21 protein-coding genes are annotated in these 22,869 nt (G+C 61.6%); 9 read left to right on the top strand and 12 right to left on the bottom strand.

Annotation, left to right across the window (positions count from 1 at the left end; genetic code table 11):
• Window positions 1-64 precede the first annotated feature (64 nt).
• Together ACXAF5_RS01855 and ACXAF5_RS01850 are read right to left on the bottom strand one after the other, a co-directional pair.
• Window positions 65-1,711, bottom strand: coding sequence for a DUF4139 domain-containing protein (locus tag ACXAF5_RS01855; RefSeq protein ID WP_474945325.1), 1,647 nt, complete (start codon window positions 1,709-1,711; stop codon window positions 65-67).
• A 150-nt stretch (window positions 1,712-1,861) separates the two neighbouring features.
• A complete protein-coding gene (locus ACXAF5_RS01850) occupies window positions 1,862-2,884 on the bottom strand; it encodes an aspartate-semialdehyde dehydrogenase (protein ID WP_239322084.1) in 1,023 nt (340 codons plus the stop codon).
• 304 nt (window positions 2,885-3,188) lie between these two features.
• Between ACXAF5_RS01850 and ACXAF5_RS01845 the strand changes: the two genes are divergently transcribed.
• The gene (locus ACXAF5_RS01845) at window positions 3,189-4,340 is read left to right on the top strand and encodes a DUF3095 domain-containing protein (protein ID WP_474945324.1); all 1,152 of its coding nucleotides are present in this window, start codon (window positions 3,189-3,191) and stop codon (window positions 4,338-4,340) included.
• 107 nt (window positions 4,341-4,447) lie between these two features.
• Here ACXAF5_RS01845 and ACXAF5_RS01840 read toward each other — a convergent pair whose 3' ends face one another.
• Window positions 4,448-5,098, bottom strand: a complete 651-nt coding sequence (locus tag ACXAF5_RS01840; RefSeq protein WP_474945323.1) for a carbonic anhydrase — start codon at window positions 5,096-5,098, stop codon at window positions 4,448-4,450.
• A 196-nt stretch (window positions 5,099-5,294) separates the two neighbouring features.
• Here ACXAF5_RS01840 and ACXAF5_RS01835 point away from each other — a divergent pair, with 196 nt between their 5' ends.
• The 3 genes from ACXAF5_RS01835 to ACXAF5_RS01825 all read left to right on the top strand — a co-directional run bounded on the left by ACXAF5_RS01835 (window position 5,295) and on the right by ACXAF5_RS01825 (window position 7,920).
• Window positions 5,295-5,633 carry a hypothetical protein gene (locus ACXAF5_RS01835; RefSeq protein WP_239322087.1) on the top strand — a complete coding sequence of 113 codons (339 nt, stop codon included), beginning with the start codon at window positions 5,295-5,297 and terminating at the stop codon, window positions 5,631-5,633.
• Between the two features lie 131 nt (window positions 5,634-5,764).
• Window positions 5,765-7,183, top strand: coding sequence for a leucyl aminopeptidase family protein (locus ACXAF5_RS01830; RefSeq protein ID WP_474945322.1), 1,419 nt, complete (start codon window positions 5,765-5,767; stop codon window positions 7,181-7,183).
• A complete protein-coding gene (locus ACXAF5_RS01825) occupies window positions 7,180-7,920 on the top strand; it encodes a C40 family peptidase (RefSeq protein WP_474945321.1) in 741 nt (246 codons plus the stop codon). The genes ACXAF5_RS01830 and ACXAF5_RS01825 overlap by 4 nt, the downstream gene beginning before the upstream one ends.
• A 150-nt stretch (window positions 7,921-8,070) precedes the next feature.
• On the opposite strand, the gene ACXAF5_RS01820 is transcribed toward ACXAF5_RS01825, so the two are convergent.
• From ACXAF5_RS01820 to ACXAF5_RS01810, 3 genes are all read right to left on the bottom strand, one after another.
• On the bottom strand, window positions 8,071-8,415 hold the full coding sequence (locus ACXAF5_RS01820) for a DUF2794 domain-containing protein (RefSeq protein WP_039982542.1): 345 nt from the start codon (window positions 8,413-8,415) through the stop codon (window positions 8,071-8,073).
• A 31-nt stretch (window positions 8,416-8,446) separates the two neighbouring features.
• Window positions 8,447-9,160, bottom strand: coding sequence for an ArsR/SmtB family transcription factor (locus ACXAF5_RS01815; protein WP_474945320.1), 714 nt, complete (start codon window positions 9,158-9,160; stop codon window positions 8,447-8,449).
• A gap of 85 nt (window positions 9,161-9,245) precedes the next feature.
• A complete protein-coding gene (locus tag ACXAF5_RS01810; protein ID WP_474945319.1) occupies window positions 9,246-9,863 on the bottom strand; it encodes a TetR/AcrR family transcriptional regulator in 618 nt (205 codons plus the stop codon).
• Window positions 9,864-10,100: 237 nt separating this feature from the next.
• On the opposite strand from ACXAF5_RS01810, the gene ACXAF5_RS01805 reads away from it, so the two are divergent.
• The 4 genes from ACXAF5_RS01805 to ACXAF5_RS01790 all read left to right on the top strand — a co-directional run bounded on the left by ACXAF5_RS01805 (window position 10,101) and on the right by ACXAF5_RS01790 (window position 14,052).
• The gene (locus tag ACXAF5_RS01805) at window positions 10,101-11,033 is read left to right on the top strand and encodes an AEC family transporter (RefSeq protein ID WP_474945318.1); all 933 of its coding nucleotides are present in this window, start codon (window positions 10,101-10,103) and stop codon (window positions 11,031-11,033) included.
• A gap of 217 nt (window positions 11,034-11,250) precedes the next feature.
• A complete protein-coding gene (gene fghA, locus ACXAF5_RS01800; protein WP_474947782.1) occupies window positions 11,251-12,084 on the top strand; it encodes an S-formylglutathione hydrolase in 834 nt (277 codons plus the stop codon).
• A gap of 4 nt (window positions 12,085-12,088) precedes the next feature.
• On the top strand, window positions 12,089-13,603 hold the full coding sequence (gene sthA, locus ACXAF5_RS01795; RefSeq protein WP_474945317.1) for a Si-specific NAD(P)(+) transhydrogenase: 1,515 nt from the start codon (window positions 12,089-12,091) through the stop codon (window positions 13,601-13,603).
• Window positions 13,600-14,052 (top strand): YaiI/YqxD family protein, encoded by a 453-nt coding sequence (locus ACXAF5_RS01790; protein WP_474945316.1) that lies wholly within the window; start codon window positions 13,600-13,602, stop codon window positions 14,050-14,052. Before sthA ends, ACXAF5_RS01790 begins: the two co-directional genes overlap by 4 nt.
• Before the next feature lie 186 nt (window positions 14,053-14,238).
• Here ACXAF5_RS01790 and gyrB read toward each other — a convergent pair whose 3' ends face one another.
• On the bottom strand, window positions 14,239-16,656 hold the full coding sequence (gene gyrB, locus ACXAF5_RS01785) for a DNA topoisomerase (ATP-hydrolyzing) subunit B (RefSeq protein ID WP_474945315.1): 2,418 nt from the start codon (window positions 16,654-16,656) through the stop codon (window positions 14,239-14,241).
• Between the two features lie 84 nt (window positions 16,657-16,740).
• Window positions 16,741-17,334 (bottom strand): NAD(P)H-dependent oxidoreductase, encoded by a 594-nt coding sequence (locus ACXAF5_RS01780; protein ID WP_474945314.1) that lies wholly within the window; start codon window positions 17,332-17,334, stop codon window positions 16,741-16,743.
• Window positions 17,335-17,448: 114 nt separating this feature from the next.
• Here ACXAF5_RS01780 and ACXAF5_RS01775 point away from each other — a divergent pair, with 114 nt between their 5' ends.
• A complete protein-coding gene (locus ACXAF5_RS01775; RefSeq protein WP_474945313.1) occupies window positions 17,449-18,036 on the top strand; it encodes a TetR/AcrR family transcriptional regulator in 588 nt (195 codons plus the stop codon).
• Here ACXAF5_RS01775 and ACXAF5_RS01770 read toward each other — a convergent pair.
• The 4 genes from ACXAF5_RS01770 to dnaA form a co-directional block, all read right to left on the bottom strand.
• On the bottom strand, window positions 18,029-18,649 hold the full coding sequence (locus ACXAF5_RS01770; protein ID WP_474945312.1) for a LysE family translocator: 621 nt from the start codon (window positions 18,647-18,649) through the stop codon (window positions 18,029-18,031). The two genes, ACXAF5_RS01775 and ACXAF5_RS01770, sit on opposite strands and share 8 nt — an antisense overlap.
• Complete coding sequence (gene recF / locus ACXAF5_RS01765; protein WP_474945311.1) at window positions 18,646-19,743, bottom strand: DNA replication/repair protein RecF; 1,098 nt, start codon at window positions 19,741-19,743, stop codon at window positions 18,646-18,648. Before recF ends, ACXAF5_RS01770 begins: the two co-directional genes overlap by 4 nt.
• A 67-nt stretch (window positions 19,744-19,810) precedes the next feature.
• Complete coding sequence (gene dnaN / locus ACXAF5_RS01760; protein WP_239363817.1) at window positions 19,811-20,932, bottom strand: DNA polymerase III subunit beta; 1,122 nt, start codon at window positions 20,930-20,932, stop codon at window positions 19,811-19,813.
• Window positions 20,933-21,214: 282 nt separating this feature from the next.
• Entirely contained in the window at window positions 21,215-22,627 is a 1,413-nt protein-coding gene (dnaA, locus tag ACXAF5_RS01755) for a chromosomal replication initiator protein DnaA (RefSeq protein ID WP_474945310.1), read from the bottom strand.
• Window positions 22,628-22,869: the final 242 nt, after the last annotated feature.

The raw sequence follows: 22,869 nt of genomic DNA, 5'->3' as shown, positions 1-22,869 counted from the left end.
GGTTCCTTCGCGGCCCAAAGGTACAGTTTTCTATACTCTTGAAAGATCGCGCACCCCGCATGCGTTACCGCAGAACCTTGCCTTCGGGCCAATCCAGACGGGTATTGAGCGTGATGATCCGGACCGATCCGGGCTGCATTTCCAGATCCCACGCAAGGATGCCGCGCTGTTTGTCGACGTTTTCTTCTGAGGGCGTGGGGCTGGCAGACCAGGAGATCTCCAGATCCTCCTGTTCGCTGAACGGCACCAGATCAAGCACCCGCACCGGCCAGACCTGACCGGTGAGGTTTTCCACCTCGATCTCCGCCACGGTGTCGCGCTGGTTGCTGCGCGAAATCACGCCGCGCCCGCCTTCGCTCTGATCGAGAAGATCCCGTTTGATGCGCAAACCATCAATGGGGCCAAAGCCCAGATCCCGCTCCGCCTCGGGGGGCAGCCCCTCGAAATACCCGGACCCGATCAGCTCTCCGTCGACAAAAAAGCGGCTGTTGGCGCTGGCCAGCAACTCCTCGCCGCTGGTGTTCACAATGCGCGCGATGCGAAAGGCGGTGGGATCGCGGCGCGGCGCGGCACGGGCGGAGACCTCTGCTCTAAAGGTGACGTCCGGCAGGTTCAGATAGGCCAGCTCCGCCCCCGAGCGCAGGCTGACCGGTGCGTCAAAGCTGTAGGAAACCCCCGCCTCGCTGGCAACGATACCAAATGATGAACCGGTTTCCTCAACTATAGTCGGGGCCTCGACTGCCAGCTCGGCGACGTCGCTCATCACCCGGCTCTCTGATGTGAACCGCTGCTTGGCCTGTTGTTCGTCCTCGATCCAGCGCCGATCGGGGCGCAGGTCATGCGGATTGATCCGCTGATCCGGAGTCGAGGTAGAGACCCGCAGCGCCACATCCACCCAGTCCTCGCCGGTGGCCTGCTGGATCATCACATCCCGGCGCAAGGTGACCTGCGGCCTCACCCCTGTTTCCAGATTGAACTCGTAGGACGGCCCCCATGACACCGCATCATTGGGGTAGCTGAGGCTGAGCGGCACCGTCACCTCCTCATCCGCCTCGACATCCAGTGCGAGGAACATCTGTTCATCATCCTGCTGCGACAGCGCCTGAAGCTCCGCCTGTGCACGGGCCAGATCTGCCTCCAGATCCGTCATTTGGCGCTGAAACCCGCGCTCCTGTGCTTTGGCCCGCAAAATGGTCTCGCGCGCCTCGGCGGTTTCCTCGCGCACGGTGCCCACCAGCGCGCGCAGCTGATCGGGATCGGGCAGTGCCGCCCCCTCGCCCCGATTGAGCGCATTGAGAAAGGCAATCGCCGCCTCTGCGCCTTCGGCCGCCAGTCGCGCCTCCTCCGAGGTCCGGCGCAGCGCGTCCATCTGGTCCTCTATGTCTGCCACGCGCGCCTCAGCCGCCTCTTGCTCGGGCGTTGAAGCGTCTTCTAAGACCGGGAAGCTCTCGCGCAGATAGAGCCCGATCCGGCGCACGCTGGGATGGCTGATCCGAAGGCTCTCGATCTCGTCCACAAAAGGCATGCCGCCAATCACGATCCGGTGGCGGCCTGCGGGCAGCGTGACGTCGGCGGTGCGGGTGATCAATGCCTCGCTGGGATAGACGGTCACCGCGCTGACGCGGCTGGTGGCGGAAAAGGTCTCCGCCAATGCGGTCGTGGACAACAGGGCCGCAGCCCCAACAAGGACGGAAGAGAGAACAAAGCGCATCAAAATCACCAAGCTGACAATGGGATGCGGCGAGCGTCTTCTGCGCAGGACAAAAAAGCAAGAGGCGCCCCGGTGGGACGCCTCTCGATGATCGGATATTGGCCGATGGAAGGTAGTCACCGTCCGGCCGATAGGTCGGACAGCTGGCGATCAGCCCTTCTTCAGAACCTCACGGCCCAAGAGCTCGGCGATCTGTACCGCGTTCAGCGCGGCCCCCTTGCGCAGGTTGTCAGAGACACACCACAGGTTCAGACCGTTATCCAGCGTCGAGTCCTGACGGATACGGCTGATGAAGGTGGCAAAATCGCCAACGCATTCTTTCGGCGTCACGTAGCCGCCGTCTTCGCGCTTGTCGATCACCATGATGCCCGGTGCCTCGCGCAGGATGTCGCGGGCCTCGTCTTCATCCAGGAAGTCCTCGGTCTCGATGTTGATCGCCTCGGAGTGGCCCACAAACACCGGCACGCGCACGCAGGTCGCAGTCAGCTTGATCGACGGGTCGATGATCTTCTTGGTTTCCGCGACCATCTTCCACTCTTCTTTGGTGGAGCCATCGTCGAGGAAGACATCGATATGCGGGATCACGTTGAACGCGATATCCTTGGGGTAGACCTTGCGCTCGTAATCATCGGTCGGGTTGTAATGCGCCTTGGTCTGATCCCAGAGCTCGTCAATGGCGTCCTTACCAGAGCCAGAGACCGACTGATAGGTCGACACCACAACGCGCTTGATCTTGGCGCGGTCATGCAGCGGCTTCAGCGCCACAACCATCTGCGCGGTCGAGCAGTTGGGGTTGGCGATGATGTTCTTCTTGGAATAGCCGTGCACGGCCTCCGGGTTCACCTCGGGCACGATCAGCGGGATGTCCGGATCGTAGCGATAGAGCGAGGAATTGTCGATCACGACGCAACCGGCCTCTGCCGCCTTGGGCGCGTATTTCTTGGTCGCGTCAGAGCCAATGGCAAACAGCGCCATGTCCCAGCCGGTGAAGTCGAAGGTGTCGAGATCCTGGGTCTTCAATGTCTTGTCGCCGAATGTGACCTCAGTGCCCAGCGAGCGACGGGACGCCAGAACGGCAACCTCATCCACCGGGAACTGGCGCTCGGCCAGGATGTTCAGCATTTCACGGCCCACGTTGCCCGTGGCGCCGGCGACAACGACGCGATAACCCATGTTTGTTTCTCCAATATTGTCCGGCCTCATGACCGGCTCGCGGTGTGATATAGTTTCTGCGCCTGCATTGAAAGGCGCGATTCAGCAACAAACGCGTTCAAGGCGTGAATTGTTCCCCGGTTTCCGGCGAATTATCCGGTATCTTGGCGCTCATCGCCGCAAGATTGGAAAAACCACACGGATATGGCGCGTCCACAGCCTGTCACGGCTGCGCGAGTCCCCCTTGTCGCATGCCCCGGATGCTGCATCTATCACGCAGGCCCCCGCCGCGGGGTGCGCCGCCCGTATTGGAGACCGCCCCAAGATGACGCTCGAGGATCCGTTCTACGCTCAGCTTCCAAAGGTGCGCACCTTTGCCAATCTGACCCGCGGGGATCGCTTTGCACCACTGCCTCAGGACTGGTTGGTGGGGTGCTGCGACATCGTGGATTCGACCGGGCTGCTGGCGCAGGGGCACTACAAGACCGTCAATATGGTGGGGGCCTCCTCCATTGCCGCGCTGATGAATGCCTTTGACCACGCGCCGTTTCCCTTTGTGTTTGGGGGCGATGGCACCTCTTTTGCACTGCCGCCGCAGTTCGCGGACATTGCCCGGCAAGAGCTTGCCAAACTGCGCGCCTGGGTGGCGCAGGAATTTGCGGTCGAATTGCGCGCAGCGCTCTTGCCCGTAGCGGAGGTTCGTCGCGCCGGCCGTGACGTGCGGGTGGCCCGCTTTGCCGCGTCCGAGCATCTGGACTATGCAATGTTCGAGGGCGGCGGTTTGGCCTGGCTCGAAGAGCAAATGAAAGCGGGCCGTTTTGAAATCGCCCCGGCAGACCCGGTTCAATCCCCTGACCTGACAGGGCTGTCTTGCCGCTGGAACAGTGTGCCCGCGGTCCATGGCCAGATCCTGTCGCTGCTGGTTCTACCCCACCCCGACGCCTCGGCAGAAAAGTTCGACGCATTGGTGACAGAGATCCTGTCCGAGGTCGCCGGATCGGAACGCGCAGGCCACCCGCTGCCAGAAACCGGGCCCAACATGCAGTTCCCGCCCCCCGGATTGAGCGTGGAGGCGCGATTGTCGCGCCGCAATACACCTGCAATTTTCAGAACAGTCTCGCTGTTTTTCCAATCCGCCTTTGCGGCGTTGATGTTCTTGCGCAAACGCCCCACCGGCGGGTTTGATCCAACCCACTATCGCAACATGATCACCGCCAATGCGGATTTCCGCAAATTTGATGATGGGTTGAAGATGACACTGGACTGCAGTGCCGAGACCCGCATGGCGCTCGAAGCACTGCTGGTCCAGGCGCAGGCCAAGCGTATCGCCCGCTACGGGCTGCACGCGCAGGACGAGGCTCTAGTGACCTGCATCGTTCCTTCACCCATGCAGGACGATCACATGCATTTCGTTGATGGCGCCTCAGGCGGCTATGCCCAAGCGGCCCAAATGCTGAAGGCGGCGAACCGGACCTGACTCCTGCTGCCGCAGCTCGCCCCCGGACGCCCTGCCCGCGCCCGGGTAGGGGCTTTGCTCTGTCCGGGATCGGAGATGTCCAGCCCTTCAGCGGATCGCTTGGCCTCTCAAACCGGGTGAAAGACGCTCGATTTCGGGTCGTAGCACTCCAGCCCGCCCTCGCCGATGTCGGTCCAAAGCCCATGCAGACTTAGCTCGCCGGACTTCACCGCGCTCTCGATGAACGGGAAGGTCATCAGGTTTTCAAGGCTGGCCACAACCGCCTGACGCTCAAACTGACGGGCCTGCTCCTGCTCATCCACGATGTCCTCCACCGCGGTAAAGCGCGGCTTCAGGATGTCCATCCAGCGCCCGACAAAGCTGGTCTTTTCCTCCAGCGCAGGCGCATGCCCCTTGCACATGTCGATACAGCCCTGAACGCCACCACATTGCGAATGGCCCAGCACGATCAGATGCGCCACCTTCAGCACCGTCACCGCATATTCGACCGTGGCCGAGGTGCCGTGGTGGTCGCCATCGGGCGCATAGGGCGGCACCAGATTGGCAATATTGCGGTGGATGAAAAACTCACCCTGATCCGCCCCAAAGATCGAGGTCACATGCACCCGGCTGTCACAGCAGGAAATCACCATGGCACGCGGGCGCTGGCCCTCCTTGGCCAGGCGGCGATACCAGCCCTGGTTCTCCTCGTAGGCGGTCGCTTTCCAGCCATGGTAACGGGTTACCAGATAGTTCGGCAGGGGCTTTGCATAGTCCATGTCATACACCTCGGGTTATCGACTGTCGGGTGTGATAACCGCAATTCACACCAAATTCGAGAGATATACGTTTCGGATCGAAACCTTTTGACAACCAGTGCGGCGCAGATTGGGCCTATGCCGTGGGGGCATACCGAATACGGGGTGAATAGTGGTGGCTAACATACTTACAGTCAATCATAGGGAAAACGTCCACTTGGACCCGCAAAAGCTGACTGATCTTTATTCACAGCTTGGCGAGACAAGTGCCGAGGACGTCGTCTGCCGCGCCATCGAGGAACTCGCCGTGCGCCTGACGCATTGCGAGCGCCTGTGGCGCCAGAGCGACGTGGACAACCTGCGCAAGAGCGCGCGCTCGCTGATCGCGATCTCGGAACAGATCGGCATGATGGCGATGGCCAATATCGCACGCGATGTGACCAACGCCATTGATGCCGAAGATTCTCCGGCGGTGGCAGCAACGCTGTTCCGCCTGATCCGCGTTGGCGAAAGCTCGCTGACGGCGGTCTGGGAACAACACGACCTTTCGGTCTGACGGACTCGCCGCCACAGCGGCGCATCCATGTGGGTTTTGAGTACGGCCCGGTTGGGCTTGCGGCGGCGGCTGCGACGGATACTCTGGTGGCAAGAGGTGATAGACCCAAGCCATACCAAGAGGACCTGTCCATGCAGCCCCATTTTGCCGTGCCCAATCTGGCCGTTCCAACCTTTGCCCCCGCTTCCGACGCGGGGCTTCCCCTGCACATCGTCACTGAACGCACACTGGACGCCTGGCTGGCGCAACAGGACGGCACCACTGCAGGCTGGGCGCGCTCCATGGGCTTTGGCGGCGCATGGGGCCAGGTTGTGGTGCTGCCGGGCGCAGATGGCACCATCCGCGGCGCATTGATCGGTGCAGGCACGCCCAAAACCCGCCAGCGCCAGCGATTCCTTTTGGCCGCAGCCGCTGCAAAACTGCCCGAAGGCACCTATGCGCTGGCCTCGGATCTGCCCGCGGATCTGTCGGCGGAGGTCGAGTGCTTTGGCTGGCTGATGGCGCAATATGCCTTTGATCGCTATGCAAAAACCACCGGAGCCAAGGCCCGCCTGATCGCCCCTGACGGTGTTGATGCCGCCCGCGTGGAGGCGATGGCCGCAGGCGAAACCTTCACCCGCACGCTGATCAACACCCCCGCCGAGGACATGGGACCGGCAGAGTTGCAGCAGGCCGTCGAATCGCTGGCCGAGGTGCACGGAGCCACCGTGAGCACTGTGATCGGCGAAGATTTGCTGGCGCAGAACTTCCCGCTCATTCACACCGTGGGCCGCGCCGCGAACCGCGCGCCGCGCCTGATCGACATGCGCTGGGGCAACGAGGGGCCGACGCTCACGCTGGTGGGCAAGGGCGTGTGTTTCGACACCGGTGGTCTGAACCTCAAACCCGGTGCCAGCATGGCGCTTATGAAAAAAGACATGGGCGGCTCTGCAAATGTGCTGGGCTTGGCGCATATGATCATGGCGACGGGTCTCAGGCTGCAGTTGCGGGTGCTGATCCCGGCGGTCGAAAACGCCGTCTCTGGTCCTGCCTTCCGCCCCGGTGATATCTTCACCTCCCGCAAGGGGCTGACGGTTGAGATCAACAACACCGATGCCGAAGGCCGTCTGGTGCTGGCTGATGCGCTGGCGCTGGCTCAGGAAGACACTCCCGATCTGCTGATTTCCATGGCAACCCTGACCGGAGCGGCACGGGTCGCTGTCGGCGCCGACATTGCCCCGTTTTTTACCGACCGTGAGGGCGATGCGGTGACACTGGCAAGCAACGCCCAAGACGCGGCAGATCCCGTCTGGCGGCTGCCGTTTCATGACCCCTACGAGGCGATGATCGAGCCCGGCATTGCCGATCTGGACAACGCCCCAGCGGGGGGATTTGCCGGGGCGATCACCGCCGCTTTGTTCCTGCGCCGCTTTGCCGGTGATGCGCGCTACATGCATTTTGACGTCTTTGGCTGGAGCCCGTCCAGCCTGCCCGCACGGCCCAAAGGCGGCGTTGGTCAAGGCACCCGCGCCTTGTTTCAGGCCCTACCAGAAATGCTGGGGCTGTCATGACCCGCACCCGCATCTCCCGCCCCGTTGCAGACCTGTGCAAAGCGCCGAATGGCGCACGCGACCGACAATTGCTGATGGGCGATCACGCCGAGATCCTGTCGCGTCAGGACGGCTGGTGCCACCTGCGCGCCGAAAAGGATGGCTACACGGGTTGGGTCGCCGAAGATCATCTGGCAGACCCGCTTGCCATGACCCATTGGGTCAGCGCCCCCGCCACCCATGCCTACACGCGCGCGGATCTGAAATCGCCGGAGCTGACCTCGCTCAGCCTTGGCAGTCAGCTGGCGGTCCGGGGTACGGAGGCACGTTTTGCCCAGACGGATCAGGGGTTTGTGCCGCTGGTCCATCTGACACCGCTCAATACGCGCGCGCCTGATCCGGTGGCAGTTGCCGAAACGCTCTTGGGTACGCCTTATCTTTGGGGGGGCAATAGCCGCTTTGGCATTGATTGTTCCGGTCTGGTGCAACTGTCCTGCCATGCCTGCGGTATCGAATGCCCCGGCGACAGCGGCCCGCAGGAGGCGTCTTTGGGCAGGCTTTTGCCCGAGGGCAGCCCTTATGAGCGGGGGGACCTCTTGTTCTGGAAGGGCCATGTGGGGTGGGTGCGTGACCCGCTGACGTTGCTGCATGCGAATGCCCATACAATGGCGGTGACGCTGGAGCCCCTTCAGGCCGCCATCACCCGCATTATAGAACAGGGTGACGGGCCGGTAACCGCCCATAAACGCTTGGGCTGAACCGCCCTGAATGCATGACTGGCGAAAAACCTTGCGATCAAGAGACGGTCGGATCGCGCAAGCGATCCGGGCCGGGGCCGCGCGGGGCCTCTGGCCCCGCGCGGCCCCGGCCACCCCGACAAAGCCCGTGAACTGCGACGCAACCGCCGTTTACTCCACGGCGCGGATCAATTTGCGCTCCAGAACCCGAAGCACTGTTTTGAGATCATTGCCGCGTTTCAGGATCTGGCCGTCCATCCCCACAACCGAATATTGCCCCTGCCGATTGCGCAGCTTGGGGCGTTTCTCAATGCGATAAAGCGGGTTCTCGGCGGTGCGGCGAAATACGGAAAACACGGCCATTTCGCGCAGATGCGACAGGCCGTAGTCGCGCCATTCCCCAGCGGCGACCATGCGGCCATAAAGCGACATGATCACGGAGAGTTCGCTCCGGTGGAAAACGATCTGCTCAGGCGGTGGCGAAGGCGGGAAGGCCCCGGTGCTCTGTTGGTTCATCCTTCTAAGGTCCGCGCATTTGCGCTGCAAATCAAGCCTCTTCGCAGCTTTTGAGACCTGAGAGCCCCGCAAGTGCGCATCCAAGGCCCAGCCGCTCTTCCAGGGCGCGGTGTCCCGGTGTGGTCACTTCCAGCCCCCGTCCGCGCAGCGGACGCCGCAGCCACCCTGCCTCCAGCGCATGGGTCAGGATTTGCCGCCCCATGGGGCCAGCGATATGCAGACGCCGCTCTGTCCAGTCCATACAGGGCCGTGCAAAGGGCGCGCGCGTAACACGGTCTGGCAGGCGCACGCCCAACCCCGCCCAGATCTCGCCTGCAATCGGATGAAAGCCGCCGCCTTCTTCGCGCAGATGACCGCGCGCGATCAGCGCATCGGTCATCGCCACCGCAAGCGGTCCGGCGAGGTGATCATAACAGCTGCGCACCTGCGCCAGCCCACCTGCCTTGCGCCGCTGCGCCCGGTAAAGGCTGTCCATTGGCGCAATCGCCGCGAGCTGTTCCAACGCCTGCGCGACCTCCGGTCCGGACAGGCGGTGAAACACACAGCGCCCGCGCTTTTCTGCCACCACGAGGCCCGCATCCTGCAACAGACGCAGATGCGCCGACGCGGTCTGCGGCGTGACCCCGGCGGCGCTGGCCAATTCTTTATTGGTGAAGGAGCGCCCCTCCATCAGCTCGCAGAGCATCCGGGTGCGACTGGCATCCGCGATGGCCTGCCCAATGATATCAAAACGTGGTGTTGCCATGGGACCACCCTAGCGCTGATGCGGGGGGCTGCCCACGACAAACACTTCGCCCAGCGCCGAAGTCTCAGCACGCGGGATCGCTCCGTCAGACCCCGTAGCGGGCGAGGAACATGTCGACAGCGGCGTCCGCGACGCGGTGAATTTCAGCCTCGGTGACGCTGTCGCGCAGGTTAAAGATCATCCGCGGGAACAGATCAGTGCGCAGCAAGGCCGCCCATTGCTCGGTTGCCATATCGAAATCCTCGATCTGCAATTCGCCCCGTGCGGTAGCAGCACGCAAATAGGATTTGAGCTTTTCGCGCTCGACCTGCGGGCCGCTGGCAAAGAACTCCCGCCCCAGATCGGGGAAGCGTTCGGTCTCTGCCACACAGATACGATAGATCTTCTGGCCCACGTCAGACAGGATCACCGACAGGATATGGCGTGCCACCAGCGTCAGCACCTGACGCGGGCTGGAGCCTTCGGGAAAATCCTGTTGCTGGGTGGCATGCCGGGCACATTCACTGCGCGCCACTTCCATAAACAACAAGCGTTTATCGGGGAAATAGCTGTATAGGGTCGCCTTGGAAACACCGGCTTCACGGGCAATATCGTCAACACTGGCGCCTTCAAACCCATCGGCCAAAAAGACCTTGCGAGCCCCATCCAGCACCTGATCAAACTTCCGCCCCCTGCGCACGACAGCTGCGCTTTGGTTCGTCACTCTTTCCATCCTCCTCCCGCGCAACCGGGGCCGTCCCTTGCCCCCTTTGACTGCGCTAGCCCTAACGTCTGACACCCCACCTGCCCAAAGGGCTTTTTCAAGCCCCTGTGGCGGACTGCAGTTTTTCAGCCATACCGCACCCGGCAGCAGCAGGAAAGCGACAGTCGCGTGATCGCCCTGAAACCTGAAAGCAAAAACTCTTTTTCTTCTGGTCAACTCAGGTTACCAATTTCCGCGATGGCCGAGATTTTCTTTCGCACACTTCCGTTCTTTGCAATCATCGGCCTTGGCTATTGGGCAGGGCGCACCCGGTTTTTCACCGATGAGGCGACAGCCTATCTTACGAAATTCGTGTTCTTCTTTCCGCTCTCGGCGATGATATTTCGCTTTGCCGCGAACCTCTCTGTTGCAGAGATTTTCGACCCCAATCTGATCATCGGCTATTTGGCGGGCACGCTTGGCGTCTATGTGGTGGCGACCGTGGTGGCGATGCTGCGGCGGCAGGATATATCGACCGCCGCGGTCGAGGCCCAATGCGCGGCGATCGGAAACGTGGGCTTTCTTGGCATCCCGATGATGGTGATCCTCTTTGGAGAGGCCTCTGTGGGGCCAATGATGCTGGTGCTGGCGGTGGATCTGGTGGTGTTTTCCTCGCTGATCGTGGTGCTGATCAACGCCCATCGCGGCGCGGGGCTGAGCCTTGCGACGCTGCGACTGGTGGGCGTGGGGCTGCTGAAAAACCCGATGATCCTGTCGATTGTTGCCGGTCTTGCATGGTCCGCAGGGCAGGTGCCGATCCCGACGCCGATGAATGATTTCCTGGCGATCCTGGGAGGCGCAGCCACCCCCGGTGCGCTGTTTGCGATTGGTGCATCACTGGCCTCCAAATCCGCCGAACGGGTGGAGGTCGCAGGCTGGCTGTCGTTTGCCAAACTCGTGTTGCACCCCTTGGGCGTGGCAGCGGGGGTGCTGTGGTTGATGCCGGTTACGCCCTTTTCTGCAGCGGTGGCGATTTCTGCCGCCGCGCTGCCGGTGGCGGGCAATGTTTATATGTTGGCGCAACACTATGGCGTCGCACCGCAACGGGCCTCGGCAGCGATCCTGATTTCGACCGTGGTGTCGATCGTGACGGTGCCCTTTGTCATCGCTTGGGCAAATACGCTGTTATAGCGCCACAGAGGACAGCCCCCTCCCTGGGGGGAGGTCGGGGGCTGTCCGACCTGTCGGCCGGACGAACATACCCGCACATCGGAAAAGCGATCTTTAGCCAATTGCAAGCTTCTGGCGCAAAAACGGGCCGAGGCGACGTGCCAGCACTGGATTAATTCGCCCTGCCCCGTTAGCGATGAGCCAACACCGAATTATGGAGGTCTCGATGGCAACTTCGATGGAAACCCTGGCCGAGAACCGGGCCTTTGGCGGCACACAGGGCGTCTACCGCCACGCCAGTTCCGCCACCAACTGCGACATGACCTTTGGCCTGTTCCTGCCAGAAGACGCCAAGGACGGCCCGGTGCCGCTGCTGTGGTATCTCTCCGGCCTCACCTGCACCCATGAAAACGCCATGACAAAGGCCGGCGCGCAGGCGTGGTGCGCCGAGCAAGGCATCGCAATGGTGTTTCCCGACACCTCCCCACGCGGCGAAGGTGTTGCCAATGACGAAGCTTATGATCTGGGACAGGGTGCGGGATTTTACGTCAACGCGACCCAAGACCCATGGGCGCCGCATTTCCAGATGTGGGACTATGTGGCCGACGAACTGCCCGCGCTCTTGGGCGAACGGTTCAACCTCGACATGTCCCGTCAGGCCATCACCGGCCATTCCATGGGCGGTCACGGCGCGTTGACGCTGGCGATGAACCTGCCGGGGCGTTACCGCTCGGTTTCCGCCTTTGCGCCCATCTGCAACCCCACCAACAGCGATTGGGGCCGCAAACAGCTCAGCGCCTATCTTGGTGCGGATGAGAGCCTCTGGGCCAAACATGACGCGTCTCTCTTGATGCGAGATGTGGGCTTTGACGGCCCCGTTCTGATCGACACCGGCACGGCGGATCAATTTGGCGACTTGCTGAAAACCGAAGCGCTCGCCAGTGCCATCGCGGAACGCCGTCAGGAGGCCACCTTGCGGATGCAGAAGGGCTATGACCACAGCTACTTCTTTGTCTCCACCTTCATGGAGGAGCATGTCTCCTTCCACGCAGACGCCCTCTACCGGGAGTAACACCATGACCGAGACCCCTTCCAAGTTCGACTATGACCTGATCGTCATCGGCTCCGGCCCCTCTGGCCGCACCGCCGCCATTCAGGCCGCCAAGCTCAAGCGCCGGGTGCTGGTGATTGACCGCAAGGATCGCCTGGGCGGGGTCTCTGTTCATACCGGCACGGTGCCCTCCAAGACGCTGCGGGAAACCGTGCTGAACCTCACCGGCTGGCGCGAGCGCAGCTTTTATGGTCGCGCCTACCGGGTGAAGGATCAGATCAAGGCCGATGACCTGAAGGCGCGGTTGCATATGACGCTCGATCACGAGGTCGATGTGCTGGAACATCAGTTCAACCGCAACCACGTCGATATGCTGGCGGGCATGGCGCATTTCACCGGCCCCAATGAGGTCGAGGTGGAAGTGGAGGCGGGCGACACCACCCGCGTCACCGGCGAGAAATTCCTGATTGCCACCGGCACCCGCACCTACCGCCCCGATACCGTGCCCTTTAATGGCAAGACCGTGGTGGATGGTGACGAGTTCCTGGAGATGGCGGAAATCCCGCGCTCGCTGATCGTCGTGGGGGCAGGCGTCATTGGCGTAGAATATGCCACCATGTTTTCGGCGCTGGATGTGCGCGTCACCCTGATCGAGCCACGCGACAGCTTCCTTGATTTCATCGACCGCACGCTCATTCAGGAGTTCACCCACCAGATCCGCGAAAACGGCGTCGATCTGCGGCTGGGGTCTGCGATTGAAAAGATCGAGGACGAAGGCAGCCATATCGAAGTGACGCTGGAAAACGGCCGCCACGTGCGCGGCGAGATGCTGCTGTTTGCCGCCGGGCGCATGGGCAACACGGATCGTCTGAACCTCAAGGCCGTGGGGCTGGAGACGGATCATCGCGGCCGCCTTGAGGTAGAGCGCAAGACCTATCAGACCAAAGTGCCCCATATCTATGCCACCGGAGATGTGATCGGGCATCCGTCGCTGGCCTCCACCTCGCTGCAACAGGGCCGCGTTGCGGCCTGTCATGCGATGGACGTGCCCACCGTGCCCGAGAGCCCGTGGTTCCCCTATGGCATCTACTCGGTGCCGGAAATGTCCACCTGTGGGATGTCCGAAGAAGAACTGAAAGAGCGCGGCGTCCCGTATGAGGTCGGCATCGCGCGGTTCCGCGAAACCTCGCGCGGGCACATCATGGGGCTGGAACACGGCATGCTGAAGATGCTGTTTTCGCTCAAGACCCGCCGGGTGTTGGGCGTGCAGATCGTCGGCGAAGGCGCGACCGAGCTTATTCACATCGCTCAGGCGGTGCTGAACCTCAAGGGTACGGTGGACTACTTCGTCCAGAACACCTTCAACTATCCGACCCTGGCCGAGGCCTATAAGATCGCCGGGCTGGATGCCTTCAACCGGATGCCAATCCCGGATGAATACAAGGACCTGCGCGCGCCCTCCAAGGCCAAGAAAGCTCCGGCAAAGAAGGCAGAGGCGACAAAGGACGACCCCGCCAAGAAGGACAAGGCAGCAGAGTGAGCGCGCTATACATCGACGCCGACGCCTGCCCGGTCAAAGCCGAGGCAGAGCGGGTCGCCACCCGCCACAAATGGCACATGTTTGTGGTCTCCAACGGGGGCCTCAGGCCCTCGCAAAACCCGCTGGTGGAAAACGTCATCGTGGATGCAGGCGCGGATGTGGCCGACATGTGGATCGCCGAACGCTGCGGTCCGGGCGATGTGGTGGTGACGGGAGACATCCCGCTGGCCGCCAAATGCATCGAGGCCGGCGCGCGGGTGCTGCGCCACAATGGCGAGCGCTTTACCGAGGCCAACATCGGCCAACAACTGGCGATGCGCGATCTGATGACCGATTTGCGTGCCGCCAACCCTCTGGGGATGCAGGGCGGGGGCAAAGGGTTTTCGAAGGCGGATCGGTCGCGGTTCCTCGACTCGCTGGAGCGGGAGATCCGGGCTGCAAAAAGGTAACCCGGCTCAAGCCAAGCCCCCGGCATTTGTGGCGGGACCGTCAATCCCGCAGCCGGGCTGCACTCTGCGCTTCAAGTGTCGCAGAGCATACGTTTCTCGGACATTCCGTCTACTTTCGCGCAGGACCAAGCGGAACCCGCACAACGGAGCGGGGATCGCGCAATATCATGCGCGATCCTGCAATCACTAGAAGTCGAGGTTTTCGACGCTCAGCGCGTTTTTCTGGATGAACTCGCGGCGCGGCTCCACGACGTCGCCCATCAGCTTGGTGAACAGATCATCCGCTTCGATCATGTCATCCACGCGCACCTGCAGCAGGGTCCGGGCATCCGGGTCCAGGGTGGTTTCCCACAGCTGATCCGGGTTCATCTCGCCCAGACCTTTGTAGCGCTGCAAGGTCAGCCCTTTCTCGCCTTCTTCCAGGATAGCCTTGAGCAGGTCGAGCGGGCCATAGATGGCCTGCTGGCGATCCTTGCGATGCAGCACGGCAGGTGTGCCATAGATCTCTTGCAGGGATTTGGTGAAGCTGCCGGTCTTGCGCGCCTCACCGGACCGCAGCATCGGGCCGTCCAGGGTCCGCACCTCTTCCACACCGCGCAGGATACGCGCCAGGCGGATACCGTGATCCTGCGTGATCCGCCCTTGCCAGCCACGCTCGTATTCCAGCGCAATCAGGTCAAGGCGGCTTGCCACCTTGTCAGCCACACCTTGCAGGTCGCTGTCCACCGCACCAGGGACAAACGCCCCTGCGATCGCGGCCTGTTCGAGAATATGGCGCGGGTAATGGGTCGGGAACGCATCCAACAGACGCTTCAGACGGCGCGCCTCGTCCACCACACGGGTGAGATCCTGACCAGCGATTTCAGAACCGTCGCCGAGACGCAGGATCGCACCATCAACCCCCTGGTTGATGAGGTAATCCTCCATCGCGGCCTGATCCTTCAGATAGACCTCGGACTTGCCACGGCTCACCTTGTAGAGCGGTGGCTGCGCGATGTAGAGATACCCGCCTTCGATCAGCTCCGGCATCTGGCGGTAGAAGAACGTCAACAGCAGCGTCCGGATGTGGGCGCCATCGACGTCCGCGTCGGTCATGATGACGATCTTGTGGTAACGCAGCTTCTCGATATTGAATTCATCGCGACCGATACCGGTTCCAAGCGCCATTACCAGGTTGCCGATCTCCTGACTGGAGAGCATGCGGTCAAACCGGGCACGCTCCACGTTCAGGATCTTGCCTTTCAGGGGCAGAATGGCCTGGGTCTGACGGTCACGGCCCGTTTGCGCAGAGCCACCCGCAGAGTCACCCTCGACGAGGAAGACTTCGGTCTTCGAGGGGTCTTTCTCGGAACAATCCTTGAGCTTGCCGGCGAGGAAGTTCACGTCCATCGCAGTTTTGCGGCGGGTGAGTTCACGTGCCTTGCGGGCAGCTTCGCGGGCCAGGGCGGCCTCGATGATCTTGCCGACCACCTGTTTGGCAACATTGGGGTTTTCTTCGAACCATTCCGCGAGCTTTTCGCCCATCAGGCTCTCGACCACCGGGCGCACCTCGGAGGACACAAGCTTGTCCTTGGTCTGAGAGGAGAATTTCGGATCCGGCACTTTCACCGACAGCACGCAGGTCAGACCTTCGCGGGCATCATCGCCGGTGAAGGAGACCTTTTCCTTCTTGGCGATGCCGGAGGACTGCGCATAGCTGTTGATGGTCCGGGTCAACGCCCCCCGAAAGCCCGCCACATGGGTGCCGCCATCGCGTTGGGGGATGTTGTTGGTAAAGGGCAGCACCGTCTCGTGGTAGCTGTCGTTCCACCACATGGCGATCTCGACACCGATGTCGTCCTTTTCGCCCTTGATGTAGATCGGCGCGTCCATCACCGGGGTCTTGGAGCGGTCGAGGTATTTGACAAACTCGTTGACGCCACCCTCGTAGAACAGCTCGCTCTCGAGCCGCTCAGCCGGGCGTTCATCCGCCACGACAATACGCACGCCAGAGTTCAGGAACGCCAGTTCCCGCAGGCGTTTTTCCAGCGTCTCGAAAGAGTATTCGAGGTTGGAGAAGGTGTCGGTCGAGGCAAGGAAGCGCACCTCGGTGCCGGTGCGATCGCCGCAGTCGCCCACGACGGTCAGGTGTTTCACGGTATCGCCGCGTTCAAATCGGGCAACGTGTTCCTTGCCATTGCGCCAGATGCGCAGCTCCAGCCAATCCGAGAGCGCGTTCACAACCGAAACACCAACGCCGTGCAGACCGCCGGACACCTTGTAGGAGTTGCTGTCGAACTTCCCGCCCGCGTGCAGCTGGGTCATGATGACCTCGGCCGCGGAAACGCCCTCTTCGGCGTGAATATCGACAGGGATACCGCGGCCATTGTCGCTTACAGAGACGCTGGAATCGGCGTGGATCGTCACCGTGACGCGGTCCGCATGCCCGGCAAGTGCCTCGTCGATACCGTTGTCCACCACCTCATAGACCATATGGTGCAGACCGGAGCCGTCGTCGGTGTCGCCGATGTACATTCCGGGCCGCTTGCGCACGGCCTCCAACCCCTTGAGAACCTTGATGGAATCTGCGCCATATTCTGCCGGAGTTTGCTCGTTTTCGGACATTCACGCCTTCCTATTCTTAACTGTCGATTTTATACGCGCTCCGGGGCGGGATGTCACGCGCAAGCCCCCTTTTTTCTTAGGGAATCATGCGGCTCGCTCTCCCAGTCTCGAAGCTTTCTGACACCAGGCCGCCACGGTCGAAGCGACCGGGTGCGAAGCGGGCGCAAAAGACGTGAAACGGGTGGGCCGGACCCCCACAAACCCGAGTATCTGGCGCGACAGGATCTTCTTGACCGCGTTGCTGTAAAACAGCCGCAGGAACACCGCGGGCGTGTCGGAGGTCAGCAGGACACGGGCTGTCTTCCCCGTCAGCATCGGCGCCGGCAAACCCAGCATCGAGGTGTTGCGCGTGTCAAAGGTGCGGCCCGGCAGCAAGGCCCGGTCAAACACGCCCTTGAGCTTTGCCGGAAGCGTGCCCCACCACAGCGGCGTCGTGAGCACCACATGTTCGGCCCACTCCAGATCCGTCAGGAAAGCCTCCAGATCTGGTTCGAGGGGTTTGTAGTTATGGTATCCGCCAATGCCATAGTCCATGTCGAATTCCATGGCGGAGAGGTCATGATAGCGCACATCGTGGCCAGCCCCCTTCGCGGCATCGCGATAGGCTTCTGCCAGTGTCTTGTTGAGGGATTCCTGGCCGGGGTGGCCATTCAGGATGATGATCTTTCGTGTGGACATGAGGTCCTCCGCATTGCTAAATGTGACTACGGTCATTTTATTGACCAAAAATTCGACCACGGTCAATTTAATAATTGACCGTGGTCACAATATTTAGCCGGGAGAACATCACACATGTCACGCGCGCCGCAGAAACGTCGTTTGGAAACAAGGGCGAAGCTACTGTCCGTCGCGGAAGACATTATCGACGCCAACGGTGTCTCCGCGCTGCGGGTCGAGGATGTTGTCGCTGGTGCCGGGGTCGCCAAGGGGACGTTCTTTTCCCATTTTGGGGACAAGGACGGGCTGCTGGCGGTGATTCTGGGCGCCCGCGTGATGCAACACATCGAGACCATGGAAGCCGCGCCAGAGCCCCGGACGCCGCAAGAGATCGCGCACCGGCTTGCACCGTTGTTGGATTTCATTGCGCAGGACAGAATGATCTTCGATCTGTTGCTGCGCTACTCCGGCACCACTGGCGCAGAGGTGGACGAGGTGGTCACGCAGGGCTTCATGCGCCAGATCGCCCTGTTTGCAGGCTGGATTGCCCGGATGCAGGCCGCCGGCACCCTGCCCGCCCACGCCAGCCCAGAAATACTGGCCGAAGGCATCCAGGCCTTTTTGAACCACGTGCTTGCAACGGGGTTCTGCATGGAACATGGCGACATGCCCCCCCCTGCCGAAGCGCTTGTGCCCTATCTGGAGCAGTGGCTGCTCAGGTAAAGGGAATGATGCAGGCAACCGCGATCAACAAGTAGCCAGCCCCAAGATTCATGCGCCTCAGTGCGGTGGGGGACGACAACAGCAGCCGCACACGGCTGACGCAGCCGGCCAAGATGACGTTTCCGATCAACGGCACCGCCATCGACACCGCGACAATCGCCGCGATGTCCTGTGCTGTTGTCGCGGTCAGATCAAAGAACCCCGGCAAGATCCCCATGTAGAACAGCGCCGCTTTCGGGTTGCCCAGAATAACGATGACCCCGGCGACAAACCCCGCCCAGCGCCCCGGTCTGGTCAACTGGCGATTGGCGGCAATCGGCTGCCCTGCGCTGCGGATCGTACTGATCCCCATCACTAGGAACATCACCACCGCCACCCCCTTCAAAACCACCGCGATCAGTTCTGACGCCGCAGAGATGGAGCTGACCCCGACAACCGCGATCAGCGGCCAGAAGACGTCTCCGATCGCGACGCCGAATGCCAGCGGCCAGCCCGCGTGAAACCCGCCCGCCATGGAGCGCGCCACCAGTGCAAGCCAGACCGGCCCCGGCGTCAGGAACAGAACAAATACAGCGCTAGCATATATGGCGAGATCCCAGATGGTCAGCGTCATTCCTGAATCACTTCGCTTGTCCCATCCTGATCGGTGACCTTCAGATGCTGTGCCCGTTGCCCCAGTTCCTGAAACAGTTCCGGACCGGTTCCCGTCATCCAGGCCTGCGTGCCAAGCGCGCAAATCTCGTCATAGAGTGCGGCGCGACGCCCCGCATCCAGATGCGCTGCCACCTCATCCAGCAGGAGGATCGGTGCGGCCCCTTCCTCGGCTTGCAACGCCCGTGCATTGGCAAGGATCAGCGACACAAGAAGCGCCTTTTGCTCACCTGTGGAGCAGTCCTTTGCGGGCAGGCCCTTTGCCGCATAGGCCCCCATCAGGTCACTGCGATGCGGCCCCACCAACGTCCGCCCGACGGACAAGTCCCGCATGCGCCCTGCATCCAGCGCGGCACGCAATGCATCGGCGCTCTCGGGCATCTCACCCTCGGCCTGGATCAGCTTCAAATCAGCCACCGGAAAAGCGGTTTCCGCCTCTGTCTGCGCCGCGACCAACCGGTCCACCGCATCGACGCGGGCTTGATGGATGCGAAACCCGGTCTCCGCCATCTGTCCTTCCAGCACGCGGTACCATGCAGCATCGCGCACATTGTCCTTGAGCAGGCGGTTGCGTTCGCGCATGGCCTTCTCATAGGTCAGCGTCGCCTCGGCATGGTCGGGATCAAAACTGAGCGCAATCCGATCCAGGAACCGCCGCCGGCCCTCAGCGCCCTCAATCCACAGACGATCCATCGCCGGAATCAACCAGACCACGCGCGCGATGCGCCCCAAGGCGACCTGACTGGCGGCTTTGTTGTCGATCTTCACCTGACGGGCATTGCCCGCCTCCGAGGAGGTCTCGACCTCAACGGCCTGGCCGCGGGTCTGTAACACCCCCTTCAGCTTCCAGCCCAGAGCTTCGGGTTGGCGCGCCATATCCGCAGCCGACGCCCGCCGCATTCCGCGCCCCGGCGAAAACAGCGACACCGCCTCAAGGATATTGGTCTTGCCCGCACCATTGTCGCCTTGGATCGCAACAGGGCGCGCATCCAAATGCAAATCCGCCCGCAGATGCGAGCGGAAATGAGACATGAACAGGGACGTCAGTGCCAGCACGGGCCTTCATCTTTTCCAAAATACCTCCGCCGGAGGCCGGGCCCTCAGGCCCGTTCCAACCGATGCGTCAGACGCGCATCGGCATGACCACATAGACCGCGCTCTCGTCGCTGCCTTCGCGCATCAATGTCGGATCGCCAGAGGAGTTGAACATGAACACGGCATTTTCGCGGTCCACCTGATTGGCGATCTCAAGGAGGTATTTGGCGTTGAAACCAATCTCCAACCGCTCATCGCTATATGCCACGGCGAGCTCTTCTTCGGCGGCACCGCTATCGGGGGCATTCACCGACAGGACCAGGCGGTCCTCGTCCAGCTGCAGCTTCACCGCGCGGGAGCGTTCCGAAGACACCGTCGCAACCCGATCCACCGCCTTGGCGAACTCGCTCGCATCAACCTCGAGACGGCGGGTGTTGCCGACCGGAATAACGCGAGTGTAGTCAGGGAATGTGCCGTCGATGACCTTCGAGGTCAGGGTGATGTTCGGCGTCGCAAAGCGCACCTTGGTTTCGGAGACGGACACAGCGATATCCATCTCGTCATCATCCAGAAGCTTGCGCAACTCGCCCACGGTCTTGCGCGGCACGATGACGCCGGGCATATCCTCTGCCCCCATCGGCAAGTCCGCATCGATGCGGGCCAGACGGTGTCCATCGGTCGCCACACAGCGCAGGGCCTTACCACCGCTCTCGCCGGTGGCCACATGCATATAGACACCGTTCAGGTAATACCGCGTCTCCTCGGTGGAAATCGCGAACTTCGACTTGTCAAACAAGCGTCGCAGCATCGCGGCGTTGGCGGTGAAGTTGGAGTGATACTCCGACGTGGCCATCACCGGGAAATCCTCGCGCGGCAGCGTCGCCAGCGAGAAGTTCGACCGGCCGGCCTCCACCGTCAGGCGACCGGTGGCCGCATCCGCAGTCAGGGTGACCAATGCGCCATCCGGCAGCTTGCGCACAATTTCATGCAGGGTGGTGGCTGCGACGGTGGTGGCTCCGGCACGCTCGACCTGTGCGGGCGCCTTGTCGACCACCTCGATATCCAGGTCGGTGGCGCGGAACATCACGTCGCTGCCCTCGGCCTCGATAAGAACATTTGCGAGGATCGGAATGGTGTTGCGGCGCTCAACCACCGACTGCGCCTGCGCCACAGCCTTCAGAAGCGTTGCGCGTTCAATGCTGATCTTCATTTCCCTCTATCCTCTTCGGCTGGCAGTCTTTGGAAACATGTGGTTCGAGCGGAGCGGCAGATTAACGCCCTGACCCTTCAACACAAGGTTTTTATTGATTTCTCCAAGGGATTGCGGCGGGGGTCAAGAGCAGAGAGCCACGCCACCACCGAAAGTCGTAAATCCCCTTGGGGATGCGTCTGATTTGCCGCGTCCCAAACAAAGACGGCCCCGGTGGGCATTCCGGGGCCGTGATCTCCTGACAGGCAAAGTTGAGGCGCAGCCTGTCGATATATGGCGACCTTACGCCTCGAGCGCGCGCCGCAACATTTCGACGTCTTCGGCGATCTGCCCGTCGATGGTCTTCAGCTCTTCGATGCGACGCACCCCGTGCATCACGGTGGTGTGGTCACGCCCCCCGAACCGACGGCCGATTTCCGGCAGCGAACGGCTGGTCAGCTGTTTGCACAGATACATCGCCACCTGACGCGGCCGCGCATAGGACCGCAGACGCTTGGGCCCGATGATGTCGGACATGCGGATGTTGTAGTATTCCGAGACCTTGCGCTGGATTTCCTCCACCGTGATCTTGCGCTCGGAAGCGCGCAACACATCCGCCAGACAATCCTGGGTCAGATCCATGTCGATCTCGCGCCCCACGAGGGAGGCAAAGGCGAACAGACGGGTCAGCGCGCCTTCAAGCACCCGCACATTGGTCGAGATGCGATGCGCAAGCAGCTCCAGCACACCATCGGCAATTTTCAGGTCCGGGTAGTTCTTGCGGTTCTGCTGCACCTTGGTCTGAAGAATGCCCAGGCGCAGCTCATAGTCGGTGGGATGCAGATCCACCACCAGGCCGCATTGCAGGCGGGATTTCACACGATCCTCAAGATCCTTGATCTCGCCGGGGGCGCGATCCGCGGAAATGATGATCTGCTTGTTCTGATCCACCAGCGCATTGAAGGTGTGGAAGAACTCTTCCTGGGTGGAGTCCTTGCCGGCGATGAACTGAACGTCATCCACCATCAACACGTCCACGGAACGGAACAGGTGTTTGAAGTCCATCATCTTGCGCTCACGCAGGGCCTGCACAAAGCGATACATGAACTGCTCTGCCGACAGATAGAGAACGTTCAGGTCAGGATTGCGCTCTTTCAGCTCCCAGGCGATCGCATGCATCAGGTGCGTTTTACCAAGGCCCACGCCGCCATAAAGCACCAGCGGATTGAAGGTCACGGGTCCACCCTCGCCAACGCGGCGCGCGGCCGCATGGGCAAGCTCGTTGGGCTTGCCGACGACAAAGCTGTCGAACGTGAAGCGCGGATCCAGAGGCGCGGCTTGCAGGTCTTCCAGGGGCGATTTCACAGCGGCAGCCCCCTCCTGCGACGCACCTTGGTCCACCACAGGCGGAGACACGGGCGCTGGCGCTTCAATGGCTTCGGTTACGGACGGTTGCACCGGCCGAGTCGGAGAATTGGCAGCGACCTTGAACGCGAGGCGCTGAACGGGTTCACCCGACATGTTGAATTCATGCAGGATCAAATCCGCAAAGTTCTGGCTGACATAATTGCCCATGAAGTTCGTGGGCACGTGGAAGGTGGCGACCCCCCCGTCAACCTGATCCAGCTCAAGCGGCTCAATCCATGTTGTAAAGTTGTTCTGCCCGACCGTCTTTAGCAAACGTTTTCTTAGTAGACCCCATGTGTCCTCTGTCATGCTGCGCCTCACGCATCCTGTGTTATGGCCGGATTTTCGGCCTATCGTTTCGTCCCAGTCTGACTGTTCCCTTCAGAACAATCCGGTGGCGATCGGGCACAGAAAGAACGCCGCCAGCCTGCAAGCAAACTGGCCTTCACGTGTTTCGAAAACCGAAAACAACGTTGTAAAACGCGCGGCAACACACAAAAGTCCGCGACGAAAAAACGCTCGCCCTTTATTCGCTGTGATGGGACAGATGC

Source organism: Epibacterium sp. ABV4_022, assembly GCF_056159345.1.
Note: the sequence above shows the minus strand (reverse complement) of the source record. Positions and strands in the feature narration are given on the sequence as shown.